The organism is Paracoccus sp. (in: a-proteobacteria) (assembly GCF_035556475.1).
GTDB lineage: Bacteria > Pseudomonadota > Alphaproteobacteria > Rhodobacterales > Rhodobacteraceae > Paracoccus.
This window is the reverse complement of sequence record NZ_DATMFA010000147.1, coordinates 17203-34487: the sequence shown is the minus strand read 5'-3', so window position 1 is coordinate 34487 and position 17285 is coordinate 17203. Positions and strand designations below refer to the sequence as shown.

The following is a 17285-nucleotide window of genomic DNA, read 5'->3' as shown; positions in this document are numbered from 1 at the left end:
CGTGAGAGATCCTGAACAATCTTTGAGAGATGGCTGCCAAGGAGGTCGCAGTTCGGCCCCATCGGCGCGGCAGGTCTGAGGAAAGGTAAGCATATGATCAAGGAGTTCAAGGAGTTCATCGCCCGTGGCAATGTCATCGACCTTGCCGTCGGCATCATCATCGGCGCGGCCTTTACCGCGATCGTGAACTCGCTCGTCACCGACCTTATCAACCCGATCATCGGTCTGCTGACCGGGGGAACCGATTTCAGTGGCCATTATTTCGTGCTGAAGGGCGATGTCCCCGCCGGCGCCAGCCTCAAGGCGGCCCGCGATTCGGGCGCGTCGGTCTTTGCCTGGGGGTCATTCATCTCGGCCATCATCAACTTCCTGATCATCGCCTGGGCCGTCTTCCTGCTCGTCAAGGGGGTGAACAAGGTCCAGTCCAGCGTGGTCAAACAGAAAGCCGCCGAAGAGGCTGCCGCCGGCCCGACGCAGGAAGAATTGCTGATCCAGATCCGGGACGAGTTGCGCGCCACCCGCGCGTGACGCCGGCTCCCGGCCACAGGGGCGCCCGCGCCTTGGGCGCGGCGTTCCCTTTTGCCGCAACCGCGCCTAACCTGCGAAGAAACCACCGGCAGCGGTGGAAAAGCGCGCAGGGAATTTCGACATGACCGACATCGACGCAACAGATCGCCGCATCCTGACCGTGCTTCAGCGCGATGGCCGCATCACCAATGCCGAACTCGCGGCCGAGGTCAGCCTCTCGGCCAGCGCCTGCCACCGCCGCGTCCAGCGGCTGGAGGAGGCGGGCATGATCCGCGGCTATGTGGCGCTTCTCGATGCCCGCAAGCTGGAGCGCCCGACCACGGTTTTCGTCGAGATCACGCTTTCAGGACAGGCGGACGAGCTTCTCGCCGCCTTCGAGCGCGAGGTGCGCAAGATCCCCGATGTGCTGGAATGCCACCTGATGGCCGGGTCGGCCGACTATCTCCTGAAGGTCGTGGCGCAGGACACCGACGATTTCGCCCGCATCCACCGCCAAAGGCTGGCCAAGCTGCCCGGAGTCGCGCAGATGCATTCCTCCTTCTCGCTGAAGACCGTGGCCTTCACCACGGCATTGCCGGTCTAGGCCCCTGAAATAGAAAACCCCCGCGAAAGCGGGGGTTTCCTGAACCGATGTGGTCGCACGTCTTAGAGCGCGCCTTCGCGTTGTGCCTTTTTACGGGCCAGCTTGCGGGCGCGGCGGACGGCCTCGGCCTTTTCACGGGCCTTTTTGACCGAAGGTTTCTCGAAATGCTGCTTAAGCTTCATTTCGCGGAACACCCCCTCGCGCTGAAGTTTCTTCTTCAGGGCGCGAAGCGCTTGTTCGACGTTGTTGTCGCGAACACTTACCTGCATGTGGTTGTCACCACCTTCCTAGGTTAAAGTTGAGCTGAATTGCAGGTCGCGGCCTTCTAGCAGGGCGAATCACTTTTGTCCAGAATTTCGCGGGACCATTCGCAGGGAGGGTGGCATGACCAATGAACGGGACCATTTGATAGACGCAGCGCTTCAGCATGTGGTCTTCGACGGGATGAGCGACAAGGCCGTCGCCGCCGGCGCCCGCGACATCGGCATGAGCCCGCAGCTTGCCCGCGTGCACCTGCCCCGCGGCGGCGTCGATCTGGCCGCCGCCTATCACCGCCGGGGCGATGCCGCGCTGCGCGAATGGCTTGCGCAAGGCCTGCTGCAAGGACGCTTCCGCGACCGCATCACCGATGCCGTCATGCACCGCATCGACCTCAGCAACCGCGAGATGGCCCGCGCCGGAGCCGTGGTCTTTGCCCTGCCACAAAACGCCGCCCTTGGCGCAAGGCTGGTCTGGGAGACGGCGGATGCGATCTGGGAAGGCCTCGGCGACACCTCGAACGACGTCAACTGGTATTCGAAACGCGCCACCCTCTCGACCGTCTACGGCGCCACGGTGCTCTACTGGCTTGGCGACGAATCACCGGACCTCCATGACACGCGTGCGTTTCTCGGCCGCCGGATCGAGGGCGTGATGCGCTTCGAAAAGATCAAGGAACAGCTCGGCGCCCTGCCGGGGATGGGCCGGCTGACCGCGCTCGCCACCGGTTGGATCCGCCCGCCGCGCCGCCATCCCGCGCCCGGATATGCCCGCCCCGTGACCACCCCCACGCATGGGCAGGCCGACGCATGATCCCCGACGTGATGCAGGCGGTCGAGATCACCGCCCCCGGCGCCGCCGAAGTCCTGCGCCCCGCCACCCGTCCCGTGCCGGTCGCGGGCCACGGCCAGATCCTCATCCGCATCATCTGGGCCGGGGTGAACCGGCCCGACGTGCTGCAACGGGCTGGCGCCTATGCCCCCCCGCCCGGCGCATCGGAACTACCCGGCCTCGAATGCGCGGGCATCGTGGCCGGAACCGGCCCCGGCGTAACCCGCTGGAAGACCGGCGACCGGGTCTGCGCGCTGCTTCCGGGCGGCGGCTATGCCGAATACGCGACCTGCCCCGCCGATCACGCCCTTCCCATCCCCGCGGGCCTCACCCTGCGCGAGGCTGCCGCGCTGCCAGAAACAGCCTTCACGGTCTGGTCGAATGTGGTCATGCGCGGCGCGCTCACGGGGGGCGAACGCTTTCTGGTCCATGGCGGCTCCTCCGGCATCGGCACCATGGCGATCCAGGTCGCCCGCGCGCTCGGGGCAAGGGTCTGGACCACGGCCGGCTCGGACGAGAAATGCCGCGCCTGCGCCGCGCTCGGCGCCCATGCGATCAACTACCGCGAGGAAGACTTCGTCGCCGCCCTGCAAGCGGCAGGCGGCGCGGATCTGATCCTCGACATGGTCGGCGGCAGCTATATCGCCCGCAACCTCAAGGCCTTGGCAAACGAAGGACGCCTCGTCCAGATCGCCTTCCTCTCGGGTCCGAAGGCCGAGATCAACTTCGCCCAGATCATGATGCGCCGGCTGACCGTCACCGGCTCGACGCTCCGCCCGCAATCGGACGCCGCCAAGGCCCGCATCGCGTCGGAACTCTGCCGCAACCTCTGGCCACTGGTCGAAACCGGAGCCGTCCGCCCCCTCATCGACAGCAGCTTCCCCCTCGCCCGCGCGTCCGAGGCGCATCGCCGCATGGAGGCGGGCGACCATATCGGCAAGATCGTCCTCGAAGTCGCGCCCGAACCCTGACCGACCCGAGTTCTTCGTTCCCCAAATACTCCCGCCGGAGGCGGCGCGGCGCTGCCCTCAGCGCGGCGCCGGCATGGAAAAGCTGCCCCGGCAATCCGCCCGGTTGTCGGGCGCACAGGCGCGCGGGCTCAGCTCGCGGGTCAGGCAGATCCGAACCTCCTGCAGGGCGCGGGCGCGGCAGGTCACGGTGATTCCGTCGCGGGTCATGCCGGGATTGGCTTCCAGAAACGCCTCCTCGACCACCTTCGCCGGCAGCGAGACATCGCGGGACAGCTTCTGCAGCACCTCCGGTAGGTGGACGCTCTTCGCCGCCTCCCGCGTCACGGCGAAATAATCCGCCGCCGACAGGCCCGAGCAGCGGCCATGCTTCTTCCATTGATACCAGGCGAGCCCACCCGACCCCATCAGGTCCGCCATCTGCCGCGTCTCGCGCCGCGAGGGGTCGCGCGCATCGGTCCGGCAATCCGAAGGCCAGCCGCGCTCATATTGCGGCCAAAGCCCGTGGACGGTGAAACCCAGCCGGCGGCCGGGATTGCATTGTTCGGCGCCGTCCTCCGCACCTACCTGCGCGCACCAGCTGGGCGACCAGCTGAGCGACAGGACGTAATAATCGAACTCCCCCGCCTGATGCCGCACAGGCTCCTGCGCGGAGGCAGCGGCGGTCGAGAGCAGGAGGATGGCAAGCGCGATCAGTCTTTTCATGGCGCGAAACTATCCGCCTGCCCCGGTGGGCGCCATGAAATTCAGACTTTATTCCTGACCTCCAAAGCCCTATATAGCCCTTCAATCCCCCCTGAAAATGGAATGGCGCCCGCCAGAAGCCGTTTTCCCGGCCGAAGAAGATATTGTTAAGGAGAACGTCATGAACAAGCCGCTGATGGCCAAGGCCACCGCCGTCTGGCTGGTCGACAACACGACGCTAAGCTTCAAGCAGATCGGCGATTTCTGCGGCATGCACGAACTCGAGGTGCAGGGCATTGCGGATGGCGACGTGGCGGTCGGCGTGAAGGGTTTCGATCCGATCGCCTCGAACCAGCTCGACCAGGCCGAGATCGACAAGGGCCAGAAAGACCCGCGCTACCGGCTGAGGCTGAAGCACAACCCCGCCGCCGAGGGCGAGGAAAAGCGTCGCGGCCCGCGCTACACCCCCCTTTCCAAGCGTCAGGACCGTCCGAACGCGATCCTGTGGCTGGTCAAGTTCCACCCGGAACTGGCCGATGCCCAGATCGCCAAGCTGGTCGGGACGACCAAGCCGACCATCGCCTCGATCCGCGAGCGGACGCATTGGAACATCCAGAACATGCAGCCGATCGACCCGGTCGCGCTTGGCCTCTGCCGCCAGTCCGAACTTGACGCGGCCGTCCAGAAGGCCGCCAAGCGCAAGGCCGCCGAGGGTGGCGCGATGACCGATGACGAGCGGCGCAAGCTGCTCTCGACCGAAACCTCGCTTGCCGCCTCGGACGAGCCGCGGATGCCCTCCTCGATCGGCGGTCTGGGCAGTTTCAGCCTCGCCGATTCCGAAAAGGAAGAGCGCAAGGAAAACCTCGACGCGGAAAGCTTCTTCAACCTCCCGGCCTCGGACGAGGACGACGACGAAGCGGAAGACGACAAGCGCTGATCACGAAAAACCCCGGAGCATCGCTCCGGGGTTTTTGCTTCCGGCCGGCCGGTCGTCAGACCGACAGGCAGATATATTTCATCTCAAGGTAATCCTCGATCCCGTGGCGCGAGCCTTCGCGGCCAAGCCCGGATTGCTTGACCCCGCCGAAGGGCGCCACCTCGGTCGAGATGATGCCGGTATTGACGCCGACGATGCCGTATTCCAGCGCCTCCTGCACCCGCGTGATCCGCCCGATGTCGCGGGCATAGAAATAGGCGGCAAGACCGAAGATGGTGTCATTGGCATAGGCCACCGCCTCGGCCTCGGTCTCGAAGCGGAACAGCGGGGCCAGCGGGCCGAAGGTCTCCTCGTTCGCGACCTTCATCGACTGGGTGATGCCGGTCACGACGGTCGGTTCAAAGAACAGCCCCTCCAGCCGCTTGCCGCCGGTCAGGATCTGCGCGCCGCCATCCAGCGCGTCCCTGATATGGTCCTCGACCTTCTCGACCGCCTTTTCGTTGATCAGCGGCCCCGTGGTCACGTTTTCGGAAAGGCCGTCCCCGACCGTCAGTCTGTCCGCCGCCTGCGCCAGCTTCTCGGCGAAGGCGTCATAGACGCCGGCCTGCACATAGATGCGGTTCGCGCAAACGCAGGTCTGGCCGTTATTGCGGAATTTCGACGCCATCGCCCCCTCGACCGCCGCATCGAGATCCGCGTCGTCAAAGACGATGAAGGGCGCATTGCCGCCCAGCTCCATCGAGCATTTCAGCACCTGATCCGCCGCCTGCCGCAAGAGGATGCGCCCGGTATTGGTCGAGCCGGTGAAGGTCAGCTTGCGGATCAGCGGGTTCTCGCAGAACTCCTTGCCGATCTCCGAGGCGCGGCTCGAGGGCACTATGCTGAAGAGGCCCTTGGGCAGCCCGGCCCGTTCCGCCAGCACCGCCATGGCCAGCGCCGAAAGCGGCGTTTCCGAGGCGGGACGCCCGACAAAGCCGCAGCCCGCGGCAATGGCCGGCGCGCATTTCCGCGCGATCATGGCGTTCGGAAAGTTCCATGGCGTGATCGAGCCGACGACGCCGATCGGCTGGCGGATCACGGTCAGGCGCTTGTCGGCCATATGGCCGGGGATGGTCTCGCCATAGATGCGCTTCGCCTCCTCGCCGAACCATTCGATGAAGCTTGCGCCATAGGCGATCTCGCCCTTGGCCTCGGCCAGCGGCTTGCCCATCTCGGCGGTCAGGATCTTGCCGAGATCCTCCTGGTTTTCCATCATCAGGTCGAACCATTTGCGCATGATCTGCGCCCGTTCCTTGGCGGCGCGGGCGGCCCAGCCCTTCATCGCCTCGGCGGCGGCGGCGATGGCGCGGGCAACCTCTGCCCGGCCGAGATCCGCGACTTTCGCGATGACATCGCCCCGCGCGGGATTGGTCACGTCGAAGGTCGCGCCGCTCTCCGCGTCGATCCATTCCCCCGCGACATAGGCGCGCGTCTCCAGCAGGGACGGATCCTTCAACTGCATCCTGAGGTCGGTCGCATGGGTGTTCATCGTCAGGCTCCTCTGCGCAAAGCTTTGTGCAGAGGCTTGCGCTTTTGCGGACCCGGCGCAAGCGGATCGGATAGGGGAACCCGCTCTCCGAAACGTGACGGATCCGAAATGCCCTCGGCGCGTTTCCCGTCCATCGTCAGGTTTTTCCCTCTTGGCGTGTTAGACTTGGGGCGGCGGATCTCTCTCCCGTCGCCCCTTTTCATTGCCCCCGCCAGCAGGGCTGCAAGTCACCGGCCCGCGGCGTGGCGGAATGGACGGCGCGGGCAATCGCGCGGGCCAGCGTCACGGCGGCGGCATGGCCAAGCTGAAAGGGCGTCAGCACCGGATCGGGCAAGGGCCGCGCGCCGGTCGAGGCCGCAAAGACCAGATCCCCGTCATAGGGCGTATGGCTGGGCACGATCGCCCGCGCCATGCCGTCCTGCGCGGCGGTGGCAAGCCGCGTCAGCGCCGCCTTGTCGAGGTCGGCATCCGTCGCCACGATGGCGATGGTCGTCGCCTCGCCCAGCCGCTTCGCCATCGGCGGCTCGCGCAGCGGATCATATGGGCCAGAGAGGCCGAGACCGCCGAACTCGTCCCCCACCTCCCATGGCGCGGCCCAGAACTGCCGCCCCTCGCCCGCCGTGACCGAGCCGAGCGCGTTGACCACGACCAGCGCCCCCACGGTGATCCCGCAATCGAGGACCGCTGAGGCCGAGCCGAGGCCCCCTTTCCAGCGATGCGTCAGCGCCCCGGTTCCGGCACCAAAGCTGCCCAGCGAAAACTGGCGCGCCGCGGCATCCAGCGCGATGCGGCCAAGGGCAGGATAGGGGTTCGCCTCCCACGCCTTGTCGCCGCCGTTCAGCAGGTCAAAGACGATTGCGCCGGGCACGATCGGCACCCGGACCGGCCCGATCTGAAAGCCGCGCCCTTGCCGGCGCAGCCCCTCGGACACGCCGTCGCAGGCGGCAAGGCCAAAGGCCGAGCCGCCGGACAGCACCAGCGCATCGACGGCCTGCACCGTCTTGTCGGGCGCCAGCAATTCCGTCTCGCGCGAGCCGGGGGCGCCGCCCATGACGCTGACCCCGCAGGCAAGGGGCCGGTCGCCCACAAGGACAGTGGTTCCCGAACGCAACGCGTCATCCTGCGCATTCCCGACCCGCAGGCCCTCGACATCGGTGATCAGGTTCAAATGACCGGCGCGCATGGGTTTCCTTTTCGCTCAACTTTCCCGCATCGGCGAACCGGCAGGTGGCCTCTGGCGTTGCACGAAGGTATGGCCGCACTTAAATTCACGGCAAGAGTTTTGAAAGGATGCGCCAATGACCGCTCCCCTCCATCGGATCTTCGGCCGGCCGCTGGACGCGCCGGTTCCCAAGGGCTTCGACCAGGCCATTTTCGGCATGGGATGCTATTGGGGTGTCGAGCGCCTGTTCTGGGAACTCGACGGCGTCTGGCTCACCGAGGTCGGCTTTGCCGGCGGCTCGGTCGAGAATCCGACCTACAAGCAGGTCTGCGCTGGAAATACCGGCCATGCCGAGGTCGTCCGGGTCGTCTATGACAGCTCGCGCATCAGCTATGAGCGGCTGTTGCAGGTCTTCTGGGAAAACCACAACCCGACCCAGGGCAACCGTCAGGGCAATGACGTCGGCTCGCAATATCGCTCGATGATCATGTATTTCACCGACAGCCAGAAGGCGGCGGCGGAACTCAGCAAGGCCGATTACAGCAACCGCCTTGCCGTCGCGGGTTTCCCCGAGATCACGACGCAGATCCTGCCCGCCGCGCCGTTCTATCCGGCGCATGAGGATCACCAGCAATATCTGGACCGCTATCCCGATGGCTATTGCGGGCTGCGCGGCACCGGCGTAGAGGCGCCTCTGACGGATATTCCCGAGGAGATCTGATGCCGACCTGGACCGCGCTGACCCAGACCGCCGGACGCGACGCCGCCGAGGCGCTTGCCGAGATGGGCGACGAGCTGACGCCCGAGCCCGTCGGCAGCGGCGTGTTCGAGATCGAGGACGGCCGGGGCCGCTGGGAAGTCGGCCTCTATTTCACCGAGGCCCCGGACGAGGTCGCGCTGGCGCTGATGGCGGCGGCCTTCGGGGCCGACCCCTTCGTCATCTCGGAACTGCCCGAGGTCGATTGGGTCGCCCATGTGAAGCGCGAACTGTCCCCGGTCGAGGCCGGACGCTTCTTCGTCCATGGCAGCCATGACGCGGACAAGGTGCCCGAGGGCGCGGAGGCGCTGCTGATCGAGGCCGCGATGGCCTTTGGCACCGGCCATCACGCGACGACCAAGGGTTGCCTTCTGGCGCTGGACCGCATGATCGAGGCCGGCGCCGCGCCCCAGCGCATCGTCGATGTCGGTTGCGGCACCGCGGTTCTGGCCATGGCGGCGGCCCGCGCCTTTCCGGTGATGGTCCTTGCCGGCGACATCGACCCGGTGGCGGTCGATGTGGCGCGCGCGAATGTCATCGCAAACGGGCTCGACGGGCGGGTGGAATGCGTCGAGGCGGTCGGCTTCGACCATCCGCTGATCGAAAATGCCGCACCCTTCGATCTGGTCTTTGCCAATATCCTGAAACAGCCGCTGATCGACCTCGTTCCCGACATGGCGAAGAACCTCGCGCCCGGCGGCAAGGCGATCCTGTCGGGGATCCTGACCACGCAGGCCAAGGAAGTGATTGCCGCCTATGCGGCGGGCGGGATGCCGCTCGAACGCCGCGACGATCATGGCGAATGGTCCACGCTGGTCGTCACCCGGATCTGAACGCATCGCCGGACATGAAAAAGCCCGCCTTTCCGGCGGGCTTTTTGCAATAGGGAATTGAAAAAGGCCCCTGCAAGACAGAGGCCCGTTTCGCTTCGCTCTTCGCCGGTATCAGCGGGCGGCGCGTGCAACCCGCTCGATGTCGCCGCGGCAGAGACCGATATCGTCCAGCTCGCGGTCGGACAGGCGGCCCAGCGCGTTACGAGTCACGCGCGCATCGTTCCATGCAGCCACTGCCGCAAAGAGTTTCGAGCCAATACCGAAAGAGCGCGTCCCGCCATGGACGCGGTTCGTGTCAATCGCCGACATGATGTCACCTGTTCTGAAAATGCCCTGAATTCGGGCGGTTATCTGATGACAGGCATATAGGCCGGGCAGTCTGGGAAAACTACGGGTTGCGGGGGCATTGCCGCTATGCAGCATGTGCATAAGGGCCGGTTTTGATTACGCTTTTATGAAACAGCGGCGAAATGATGCCTTTTGTGCAATTAACATATCGCCGCCGCCGCAACGGCGCATCAAAGTTGCAATGACAACGCCCGCGGGCTAGCGCCAGTCGCCCAGTTCGGATTGCCAGAGCGCCAGTGACGCCACGGCAGCCGTATCCGCGCGCAGGATGCGGGGGCCAAGCGAGATGCGGGTGACACATTCCATCGCCGAAAGCCGCGCACGCTCCGATTCGCTCCAGCCGCCTTCGGGGCCGATCAGGATCGCCCATGGCCCTCGCGTGAGGCCCGACAGCGTCTCGGCCGGGCCGACCAGCGCCTCATCCGCCCAGAGGATGCGGCGCGCGGGATCCCAGCCGTCCAGCAGGCGCGAGAGCGGGACCAGATCCGCGACCTCGGGGACGAAGGTGCCGCCGCATTGCTCGGCCGCCTCGACCGCATGGGCCTGCAGGCGGTCCTGGCGGATACGCTCGGAATTGGTGTGGTCGGTGTGGACGGGCAGGATGCGCGCGGCGCCCATCTCGGCCGCCTTCTCGACGATGAAATCGGTGCGCGTCTTCTTGATCGGGGCAAAGACCAGCCACAGGTCGGGCGGGTCCATCTGGGGCGCGGTCTGGCGCAGCGGGGCCAGCACCCCCTCGCGCTTGCCCAGCCGCTCGATGCGGGCCAGCCATTCGCCGTCCCTGCCGTTGAACAGCAGGATTTCAGCACCCGGACCCTGCCGCATGACCGAGGAAAGATAGTGGGCCTGATCCGCGCCGATCACAACGGCTTGTCCCTGGGCCAGCGAGTGATCTATGAAAAGCCTGATTTTCGCCATGATGGGGCGCAGGATAATGCAGACCAGCCGCCAGACGCCAGAGGGCCAGCGCAGCGTCGCGGACGCGCCGCCCGACAATTGGGTGGACCGCCATGCCCCGAAAAGCTGGCGTCCGTGGCTGCGGCTTTCCCGCGCGGACCGACCGATCGGAACCTGGCTGCTGCTTCTGCCCTGCTGGTGGGGGATCGGGCTGGCCATGATCGCCGACAACCCAAGCTGGCGCGACCTCTGGATCGCGATTGCCTGCGGGCTTGGCGCGGTCCTGATGCGCGGGGCGGGCTGCACCTGGAACGACATCACCGACCGCGACATCGACGACAAGGTGGCACGCACCCGTTCGCGCCCGATCCCGTCGGGACAGGTCACGGTGCGGGGCGCGTTCGGCTGGCTGGTGGCCCAGTCGCTGCTGGGCTTCGTGATCCTGCTGACGCTGGGCGGGCCGGCGATCCTCTTGGGCGTCGCGTCGCTGGCGCTGGTCGCGATCTATCCCTTCGCCAAGCGCTTTACCTGGTGGCCGCAGGTGTTTCTGGGACTGGCCTTCAACTGGGGCGTTCTCCTGGCCTGGGCCGCGCATATGGGCAATATCGCCCCGGCGCCGGTCCTCGCCTATCTGGCAGGCATCTGCTGGACCGTCTTCTACGACACGATCTACGCCCATCAGGATGCCGAGGATGACGCGCTGATCGGGGTGAAATCGACCGCGCGCCTCTTTGGACGTGATTCGGCGCGCTGGCTGACATGGTTCGGGATCGGCGCGGTGCTGCTGCTGGCGCTTTCGGTGTTTGCGACGCGGCCGCAGGGCCTCGCCCTGACGCTGGCCTTGCTGGGCGTCGTCGGTTTCGCCGGGCATCTTGCATGGCAACTCAAGCGGTTCGACATGAACGACAGCGCGGGATGCCTCCGGCTCTTCCGCGCGAATCGCGATGCGGGCCTGATCGTTGCGCTGTTTCTCGCCTTGGCGGGGCTGGTCTGATTGCGATTTTCCGGTCCGCGCATTAAATGCGGCGGATTGGAAACTGCCGAAGGCCCCTCTTGATGGCCAATCGAAGAACGCGCCGCGGCCCCGCCGTGGTCGCCACGCTGATCGCATTGTCCGCTGCCGGGGGCCTTGCCTATTTCGCCGCGCGCCAAGCGGCGGACATGATCGAAACGCAGAGCCGCGCCGAGGTCCGTGAGGCCCTGCGCTCGGGTGGCTATGACTGGGCCGAAGTCGCGATCGACGGATTGCAGGTGCGCCTGACCGGAACCGCCCCGGACGAGATCCAGCGCTTCCGCGCCAAGACGCGGGCCGAAACCGTGGTCGAGCCTGACCGCGTCATCGACGAGATGCAGGTCGCGGCCCGCGAAAAGCTCGGCTCGCCGAATTTCGAGGTGGAACTGCTGCGCAACGATCTCGGTGTCTCGATCGTGGGCCTTGTGCCTGCGGGGCTGGACCGCTCGGCGATGGTCGCGGAACTGCGCCGGAAGATCGGCTCGGGCGAGATCTCGGATCTTGTCGAGACCGCCGATTACAAGGCCCCGGACGGATGGAACGACGCTTTCGCCTTCGGGCTGGAGGCCGCGCAGCTCGCCCGCCGGGCCAAGGTCTCGATCTCGGCCGAAGGGGTCGAGGTGCGCGCGATCACCGACAGCGCCCGCGAAAAGGCCGATCTGGAGGCCGCGCTTGGCCGCGCAAGGCCGCTGAGCGTCCCCCTGACGCTGGATGTGACCGCGCCCCGCCCCGTCATCACCCCCTTCACCCTGCGCTTCGTCAAGGACGCCGAGGGCGCGCGTTTCGACGCCTGCGCCGCGGATAACGAGGCCAGCCGGGACCGCATCATCGCCGCAGGCGTCAAGGCGGGCATTGCAGGCGAGCCGCGCTGCACGCTGGGCCTTGGTGTCCCGACCTCGCGTTGGGCGGATGCCGCGGTTCCCGCAATCGCGGCGATCGGGACGCTCGGGTCCGGCTCGGTGACGATCTCGGATACCGACATCACGCTTTTCGTCCCCGCCACCGTCGCCCCCGCCGCCTTTGACGAGGCGGTCGGACGGCTCGAATCCGCGCTGCCCTCGCTTTTCACCCTGAAGGCCGAGCATGAGGAGAAGGCCGACCCCGATCCCGGCCCGGCCGAGTTCACCGCCATGGTGAAGGGCAGCGGGGTCGAATTGCGGGGCCGCATCACCGATGCGCGGATGCGCGACGCGGTCGAAAGCCTCGCCCGCTCGCGCTTTGGCGAGGTCGACAATGCGCTGCGCGTCGATGATGCCATGCCCGAGGGCTGGACCCTGCGCACCATCGCCGCCATCGACGCGCTGGCGACGCTGGATCAGGGCACGGTCAGCGTGACGCCGGAACTGATCCGGCTTTCCGGCATTTCCGGCAACCAGACCGCGTCGGACATGGCCGCGGCGCGGCTGTCGCAGCGGCTTGGGGCCGGTGCGCGCTATGAATTGTCAATCCGCTATGACCGCCGCCTCGACCCGCTTCTGGCGCTGCCTTCGGGCGTCGAATGTGTCGATCAGCTGAACGCGGCGATGAACGAATCCGAGATCGGCTTCGAGCCGGGCAAGACCGTCATCGCGGGCGATCCCGAGGCGACCTTGACCCGTATCGCCGCGATCATGGAGAATTGCACCGATTACCGGATCGAGCTGGGCGGCCATACCGACAGCCAAGGACGGGACGACACGAATGCCGAACTGTCCCGTGGCCGCGCGCAGGCGACGCTGGATGCGATCCGCGACCACGGCGTCGATGTCTCGCATATGTCGGCCAAGGGTTACGGCGAATCCCAACCCATCGCCGATAACGAGACCGAGGCCGGCCGCGAGGCCAATCGCCGGATCGAGTTCACCCTGCTGTCCGAGGAACCCGCCGTCGCGCCCGAGATCTCTCCGGCGCAGAAGGTCAGCGGCGTCACCGACAGCCCCGAGGTCATGGCCGCCAAGGCCGCGCAGGCGGCCGCGCGCGCCGCGTCCGGGGTGCTTGTCATAGCCCTTGAAGGCCCCGACGCGTCGGAGACCGAGGGGGCTGAGGCGCAGGCGGTGATCGCGGCTGCGACCGAACCCGCCAATGCCGCCGCCAATGTGGATGTCGCGATTCAGGTGATCGATGCCCTGACCCTGCCCGCGCTGGAAATCGCCTTCCCCGACGATCACGAAGGCATGTCCGAGGGAGAGGCGCATGGCGTCGGGATCCCGCCCGAGGATCTGCCCGAACTGATCCCGCTGGGGCCGCCGGACGTCAAGGCCGCGGTCGAAGCCGAGGCCGAGGCGGCGGGGACCGAGACAGGGACCGAGGCGGAGGCCGGGGAATGATGCCGGCCGCTTTGCCACCTCTCAGCCACCGAACCGGAAAGGACTGCGCATGAATCGCAATGAATTCATCATCGCCACCGCGATCATCCTGTTCGCAGCCTTTCTTCTGGGCTGGTTCGCAAGCTGGCTGATCCACCGCCTGAGCCGCGTGACGCGGGCCGAGATGGGCGAGCTGGAGAACATGGCCCAGCAATTGCACGAGGCCGAGGAAGGCCGCGACAAGGCGGTGCGCGAGCTGGAAGAGCGCGAGGGGGATCTGGTCGGGCGCCTTGGCAAGGCCGAGGCGGAACTGGTGGCCGCCCAGGACGAGCTAAAGGAAACCCATATCGAGATCGAGGAGCTTCGCGACTATATCGCGCGAAAACTCGGCAAGCACGGTTGATGCGAAAAGGCCCGGTCATCTGACCGGGCCTTCTGCTTTTTCCGGGGATCGGCTGGCGTCAGACGCCGGCCTCGATGATCGCGCGGGCAAGGACCGGCACGGTCTCGTCGTTCAGGCCCGCGATGTTCAGGCGGGAATCGCCGACCATGTAGATCCCGAACTCGTCTTTCATGCGGGCGACCTGCTCGGGCGTGGCGCCAAGGCGCGAGAACATGCCGCGATGCTCGGCCAGGAAACCGAAGCGGTCCGAGCCGGAGAGGTCGCGCAATTCGCGGGCCAGTTGCTCGCGCAGGCGCAGCATGCCGCTGCGAACCTCCTCAAGCTCGGCCTGCCAGTCGGCGCGCAGCGTCGCGTCGTTCAGGATGGTCGAGACGATCTTCGCGCCGTGGAAGGGCGGGAAGGAATAGGTCTGGCGGTTCAGGAAGGCCATCGCGCCCTGCGCCAGATCCTTGGTCGCCTTGTCGGTGCAAAGCGCCAGCAGGCAGCCCGTCCGCTCGCGGTAGATGCCGAAGTTCTTGCTGCAGGAGGCCGCGATCAGCACCTCGGGAATGCGCGAGGCGATCAGGCGCGTGCCCGCCGCATCTTCCTCCAGCCCGTCGCCGAAGCCTTGATAGGCCAGGTCGATCAGCGGCGTCGCGCCGGTCTTTTCGAGGATCGAGGCGACTTCGGCCCATTGCTCGATATTCAGGTTCGCGCCGGTCGGGTTGTGGCAGCAGCCATGCAGCAGCACCACGTCGCCCTTTTTCGCGGCCGAGATATCCTCGACCATCGCCTCGAAATTCACCGCGCGGGTGTCATTGTCGAAATAGCGATAGGTGACGACCGGAATACCGATGAAGTTCATCATCGAGACGTGGTTCGGCCAGGTCGGGTCGGAGACGAAGACCCGCAGGTCGGGGTTCGCCATGCGCGCCAGTTCCAGCGCCTGACGGATCGCGCCGGTGCCGCCGACGGTGGCCAGCGCGGCGGTCGTCTCGGGCTTGTAGCCATCGGCGAGGATCAGTTCGGCCATCGCCTTCTGGAAATCGGGCTCACCGGACAGACCTGCATAGGTCTTGGTCGTCTCGGCCTCCAGCATCCGCTTTTCGGCTTCCAGCACGGCACGCATGATCGGAGTGTGCCCGGTCGCGTCCTTGTAGACCCCCACGCCCAGGTCGATCTTGCCCTGGCGGGGATCGGCCTTGAATTCGCCCATCAGGGCCAGGATCTTGTCAGGGGCCTGCGGTTTCAGATTGCCCAGCATCACGCGTCTCCGGTTGCGATTTTAAGGTCCGGGAAGCTGCCCCATTCGGCCCAGCTTCCGTCGTAAAGGGAATTGTCCCGGTGTCCGATCCGTTCGAGCGCGAGAAACAGCACCGCGGCGGTCACGCCCGAACCGCAGGTGGTGATCGCGGGCTTCGTCAGGTCGACGCCCGCCGCCTCGAATTCGGAGCGGATCAGGTCGGGGGATTTCATCGTGCCGTCAGGGTTGAAGAGGCGGCCGAAGGGCAGGTTCTTCGATCCCGGCACATGGCCACGGCGCAGCCCGGCGCGGGGCTCGGGCACTTCGCCGCGGAAACGCTCGGCCGCGCGGGCATCGATGATCTCATGCGAGCCAAGCTTGCTCGCGGCGGCAACCTGGGTCACGTCGCGCACCAGATCGGGCTGGCGCTGGACCGTGAAGTGACGGTCGCGCAAGGTGGGCGGCGCGTCGTCGGTCGGACGCCCCTCGGCCAGCCATTTGCCAAGCCCGCCATCCAGCACCGCCACATCGGGCTTGCCCATCAGCCGGAAGGTCCACCAGACCCGCGCGGCCGAGCGGACGGGCGAATTGTCATAGACCACGACCTTCTGCCCGTCGCCGATCCCCAGCGCGCGCATCCGGCTTGCGAACAATTCGGGCTGGGGGGCGGTATGGGGCAGGCTGCTGCGCGGGTCCACGATCGCGTCGAGGTCGAAGAAGCGTGCGCCCGGGATATGCGCCGCCTCGTATTCGGCCCGCGCGTCGCGCCCCGGCTCCAGAAACCATGTCGCGTCGAGAATGCGCAGGTCGGGATCGGAAAGATGCGCGGCCAGCCAGCTGGTCGAGACAAGCAACCTGGGATCGTCGGGATCTGTGGTCATTCTGTTCCCCGCGGGTAGCCCCGAAAACGCCCCGTATCTAACCGGAGGCACCGGCCCCTGCAATGGCAGAAGCCGCAGCATCCGACTGCCGTGGCAGACAGGTCAGCCCTGCTTGAGAAGCCGCTGCTTCTGGCGGTTCCAGTCCCGTTTCGCGTCGGTTTCGCGCTTGTCGTGGTTCTTCTTGCCCTTGGCGATGCCGATCTTCAGCTTCACCATGCCGCGATCGTTGAAATACATCACCAGCGGAATCAGCGTCATGCCCTCGCGCCCGATGGCCTGCCAGAGCCGCGCAAGCTCTTTGCGCGAGACCAGCAGCTTGCGGCGGCGACGCTCCTCATGGCCAAAGACGCCGGCCTGCTTGTAGGCGGCGATATAGCCGTTGATCAGCCACAGCTCGCCATTCTCGACCGAGGCATAGCTCTCGGCGATATTCGACTGGCCGGTGCGCAGGCTCTTCACCTCGGACCCGGTCAGGACGATGCCCACCTCCAGATCGCTCTCGATGAAATAATCGAAGCGGGCGCGCCGGTTCTCGGCGATGATCTTGTAATTGGGGTCAGTCTTGGCGGCCATGATCGGGCAGAGATAGGTCCGAAGCCGCGTAAAGTAAAGCTGCGCCCTGCCCCCGCGCCGACAGCTTTTCGAGCAACGCGCGGGCGCCGAGGGTCACGTCCCGCCATGTCGCCTCGAACCCGGCGCTGTCGCCGAAATAGGGATCGGCCACCGCCTGCCCCTCGCGGCCCGGAACGTGATCCAGCATCAGGGACAGGCGCGCCGTCGCCTCGGCTGGCGCGATGGCGTGCAGGTTCGCGAGGTTTTCGCCATCCATCGCGACGATATGGTCGAAGCGGGTGAAATCCTCGGGGCGGACCTGCCGTGCCTGCTGGCGCGAGATGCCGACCCCGTTCCGGGCCGCGACGGCCTGGGCGCGGCGGTCCGGCTCGGACCCGATATGCCAGTCGCTGGTTCCGGCCGAGTCGACGAAAAGATCGACCCCGCGCTCATCGGCGGCGGCGCGCAGCGCGCCCTCGGCCAGAGGAGAGCGGCAGATATTTCCAAGGCAGACGAAAAGAACTGAAGGGACTCGCATCTCATTCCTCATCACGGGCGTTGCCTTGCCCGCCACCGGCAGGCTACCCCCGGTATCGAGGAAAGGCAAAGGAGTGCA

At 66.4% G+C, this 17285-nt stretch carries 20 protein-coding genes; 10 read left to right on the top strand and 10 right to left on the bottom strand.

Going from position 1 to position 17285, the window contains the following annotated elements:
* The first annotated feature begins 93 nt into the window (after positions 1-93).
* Both mscL and VNQ78_RS21370 read left to right on the top strand, forming a co-directional pair.
* Positions 94-528, top strand: coding sequence for a large conductance mechanosensitive channel protein MscL (mscL, locus tag VNQ78_RS21375; RefSeq protein ID WP_325694112.1), 435 nt, complete (start codon positions 94-96; stop codon positions 526-528).
* A 121-nt stretch (positions 529-649) separates the two neighbouring features.
* Positions 650-1111, top strand: a complete 462-nt coding sequence (locus VNQ78_RS21370; RefSeq protein WP_325694109.1) for an Lrp/AsnC family transcriptional regulator — start codon at positions 650-652, stop codon at positions 1109-1111.
* 62 nt (positions 1112-1173) lie between these two features.
* On the opposite strand, the gene rpsU is transcribed toward VNQ78_RS21370, so the two are convergent.
* Positions 1174-1380 (bottom strand): 30S ribosomal protein S21, encoded by a 207-nt coding sequence (gene rpsU / locus VNQ78_RS21365; protein WP_011748553.1) that lies wholly within the window; start codon positions 1378-1380, stop codon positions 1174-1176.
* A 115-nt stretch (positions 1381-1495) separates the two neighbouring features.
* On the opposite strand from rpsU, the gene VNQ78_RS21360 reads away from it, so the two are divergent.
* The gene (locus VNQ78_RS21360; protein ID WP_325694106.1) at positions 1496-2182 is read left to right on the top strand and encodes a COQ9 family protein; all 687 of its coding nucleotides are present in this window, start codon (positions 1496-1498) and stop codon (positions 2180-2182) included.
* Positions 2179-3171: an NAD(P)H-quinone oxidoreductase gene (locus tag VNQ78_RS21355; RefSeq protein WP_325694103.1), complete on the top strand. Its 993-nt coding sequence runs from the start codon at positions 2179-2181 to the stop codon at positions 3169-3171. The genes VNQ78_RS21360 and VNQ78_RS21355 overlap by 4 nt, the downstream gene beginning before the upstream one ends.
* A gap of 57 nt (positions 3172-3228) precedes the next feature.
* Here the strand turns inward: VNQ78_RS21355 and VNQ78_RS21350 are convergent, their stop codons facing one another.
* The gene (locus VNQ78_RS21350) at positions 3229-3873 is read right to left on the bottom strand and encodes a ribonuclease T2 (RefSeq protein ID WP_325694100.1); all 645 of its coding nucleotides are present in this window, start codon (positions 3871-3873) and stop codon (positions 3229-3231) included.
* 160 nt (positions 3874-4033) lie between these two features.
* Here VNQ78_RS21350 and VNQ78_RS21345 point away from each other — a divergent pair, with 160 nt between their 5' ends.
* The gene (locus tag VNQ78_RS21345) at positions 4034-4789 is read left to right on the top strand and encodes a DUF1013 domain-containing protein (protein WP_325694097.1); all 756 of its coding nucleotides are present in this window, start codon (positions 4034-4036) and stop codon (positions 4787-4789) included.
* A 55-nt stretch (positions 4790-4844) separates the two neighbouring features.
* Here the strand turns inward: VNQ78_RS21345 and VNQ78_RS21340 are convergent, their stop codons facing one another.
* Both VNQ78_RS21340 and VNQ78_RS21335 read right to left on the bottom strand, forming a co-directional pair.
* Positions 4845-6317, bottom strand: coding sequence for an NAD-dependent succinate-semialdehyde dehydrogenase (locus VNQ78_RS21340; RefSeq protein WP_325694095.1), 1473 nt, complete (start codon positions 6315-6317; stop codon positions 4845-4847).
* A gap of 199 nt (positions 6318-6516) precedes the next feature.
* Entirely contained in the window at positions 6517-7500 is a 984-nt protein-coding gene (locus tag VNQ78_RS21335; RefSeq protein WP_325694092.1) for a P1 family peptidase, read from the bottom strand.
* Positions 7501-7615: 115 nt separating this feature from the next.
* Here VNQ78_RS21335 and msrA point away from each other — a divergent pair, with 115 nt between their 5' ends.
* On the top strand, positions 7616-8200 hold the full coding sequence (msrA, locus tag VNQ78_RS21330; RefSeq protein WP_325694089.1) for a peptide-methionine (S)-S-oxide reductase MsrA: 585 nt from the start codon (positions 7616-7618) through the stop codon (positions 8198-8200).
* The gene (locus tag VNQ78_RS21325; RefSeq protein WP_325694086.1) at positions 8200-9069 is read left to right on the top strand and encodes a 50S ribosomal protein L11 methyltransferase; all 870 of its coding nucleotides are present in this window, start codon (positions 8200-8202) and stop codon (positions 9067-9069) included. The genes msrA and VNQ78_RS21325 overlap by 1 nt, the downstream gene beginning before the upstream one ends.
* 111 nt (positions 9070-9180) lie before the next feature.
* Here VNQ78_RS21325 and VNQ78_RS21320 read toward each other — a convergent pair whose 3' ends face one another.
* Both VNQ78_RS21320 and VNQ78_RS21315 read right to left on the bottom strand, forming a co-directional pair.
* Complete coding sequence (locus VNQ78_RS21320; protein ID WP_325694083.1) at positions 9181-9378, bottom strand: DUF1127 domain-containing protein; 198 nt, start codon at positions 9376-9378, stop codon at positions 9181-9183.
* 237 nt (positions 9379-9615) lie between these two features.
* Positions 9616-10335, bottom strand: coding sequence for a 16S rRNA (uracil(1498)-N(3))-methyltransferase (locus VNQ78_RS21315; RefSeq protein ID WP_325694080.1), 720 nt, complete (start codon positions 10333-10335; stop codon positions 9616-9618).
* 16 nt (positions 10336-10351) lie between these two features.
* On the opposite strand from VNQ78_RS21315, the gene ubiA reads away from it, so the two are divergent.
* The 3 genes from ubiA (at position 10352) to VNQ78_RS21300 (ending at position 14014) form a co-directional block, all read left to right on the top strand.
* Positions 10352-11308: a 4-hydroxybenzoate octaprenyltransferase gene (ubiA, locus tag VNQ78_RS21310; protein WP_325694077.1), complete on the top strand. Its 957-nt coding sequence runs from the start codon at positions 10352-10354 to the stop codon at positions 11306-11308.
* A gap of 62 nt (positions 11309-11370) precedes the next feature.
* A complete protein-coding gene (locus VNQ78_RS21305) occupies positions 11371-13632 on the top strand; it encodes an OmpA family protein (protein ID WP_325694074.1) in 2262 nt (753 codons plus the stop codon).
* Positions 13633-13681: 49 nt separating this feature from the next.
* Positions 13682-14014: a hypothetical protein gene (locus VNQ78_RS21300; RefSeq protein ID WP_325694071.1), complete on the top strand. Its 333-nt coding sequence runs from the start codon at positions 13682-13684 to the stop codon at positions 14012-14014.
* Between the two features lie 58 nt (positions 14015-14072).
* On the opposite strand, the gene VNQ78_RS21295 is transcribed toward VNQ78_RS21300, so the two are convergent.
* The 4 genes from VNQ78_RS21295 to VNQ78_RS21280 form a co-directional block, all read right to left on the bottom strand.
* Positions 14073-15257: an amino acid aminotransferase gene (locus VNQ78_RS21295; protein ID WP_325694069.1), complete on the bottom strand. Its 1185-nt coding sequence runs from the start codon at positions 15255-15257 to the stop codon at positions 14073-14075.
* The gene (sseA, locus tag VNQ78_RS21290; protein ID WP_325694066.1) at positions 15257-16117 is read right to left on the bottom strand and encodes a 3-mercaptopyruvate sulfurtransferase; all 861 of its coding nucleotides are present in this window, start codon (positions 16115-16117) and stop codon (positions 15257-15259) included. The genes VNQ78_RS21295 and sseA overlap by 1 nt, the downstream gene beginning before the upstream one ends.
* Before the next feature lie 102 nt (positions 16118-16219).
* Complete coding sequence (smpB, locus tag VNQ78_RS21285; RefSeq protein WP_325694063.1) at positions 16220-16690, bottom strand: SsrA-binding protein SmpB; 471 nt, start codon at positions 16688-16690, stop codon at positions 16220-16222.
* Positions 16674-17207, bottom strand: coding sequence for a low molecular weight protein-tyrosine-phosphatase (locus tag VNQ78_RS21280; protein WP_325694060.1), 534 nt, complete (start codon positions 17205-17207; stop codon positions 16674-16676). The genes smpB and VNQ78_RS21280 overlap by 17 nt, the downstream gene beginning before the upstream one ends.
* Between the last annotated feature and the right edge of the window lie 78 nt (positions 17208-17285).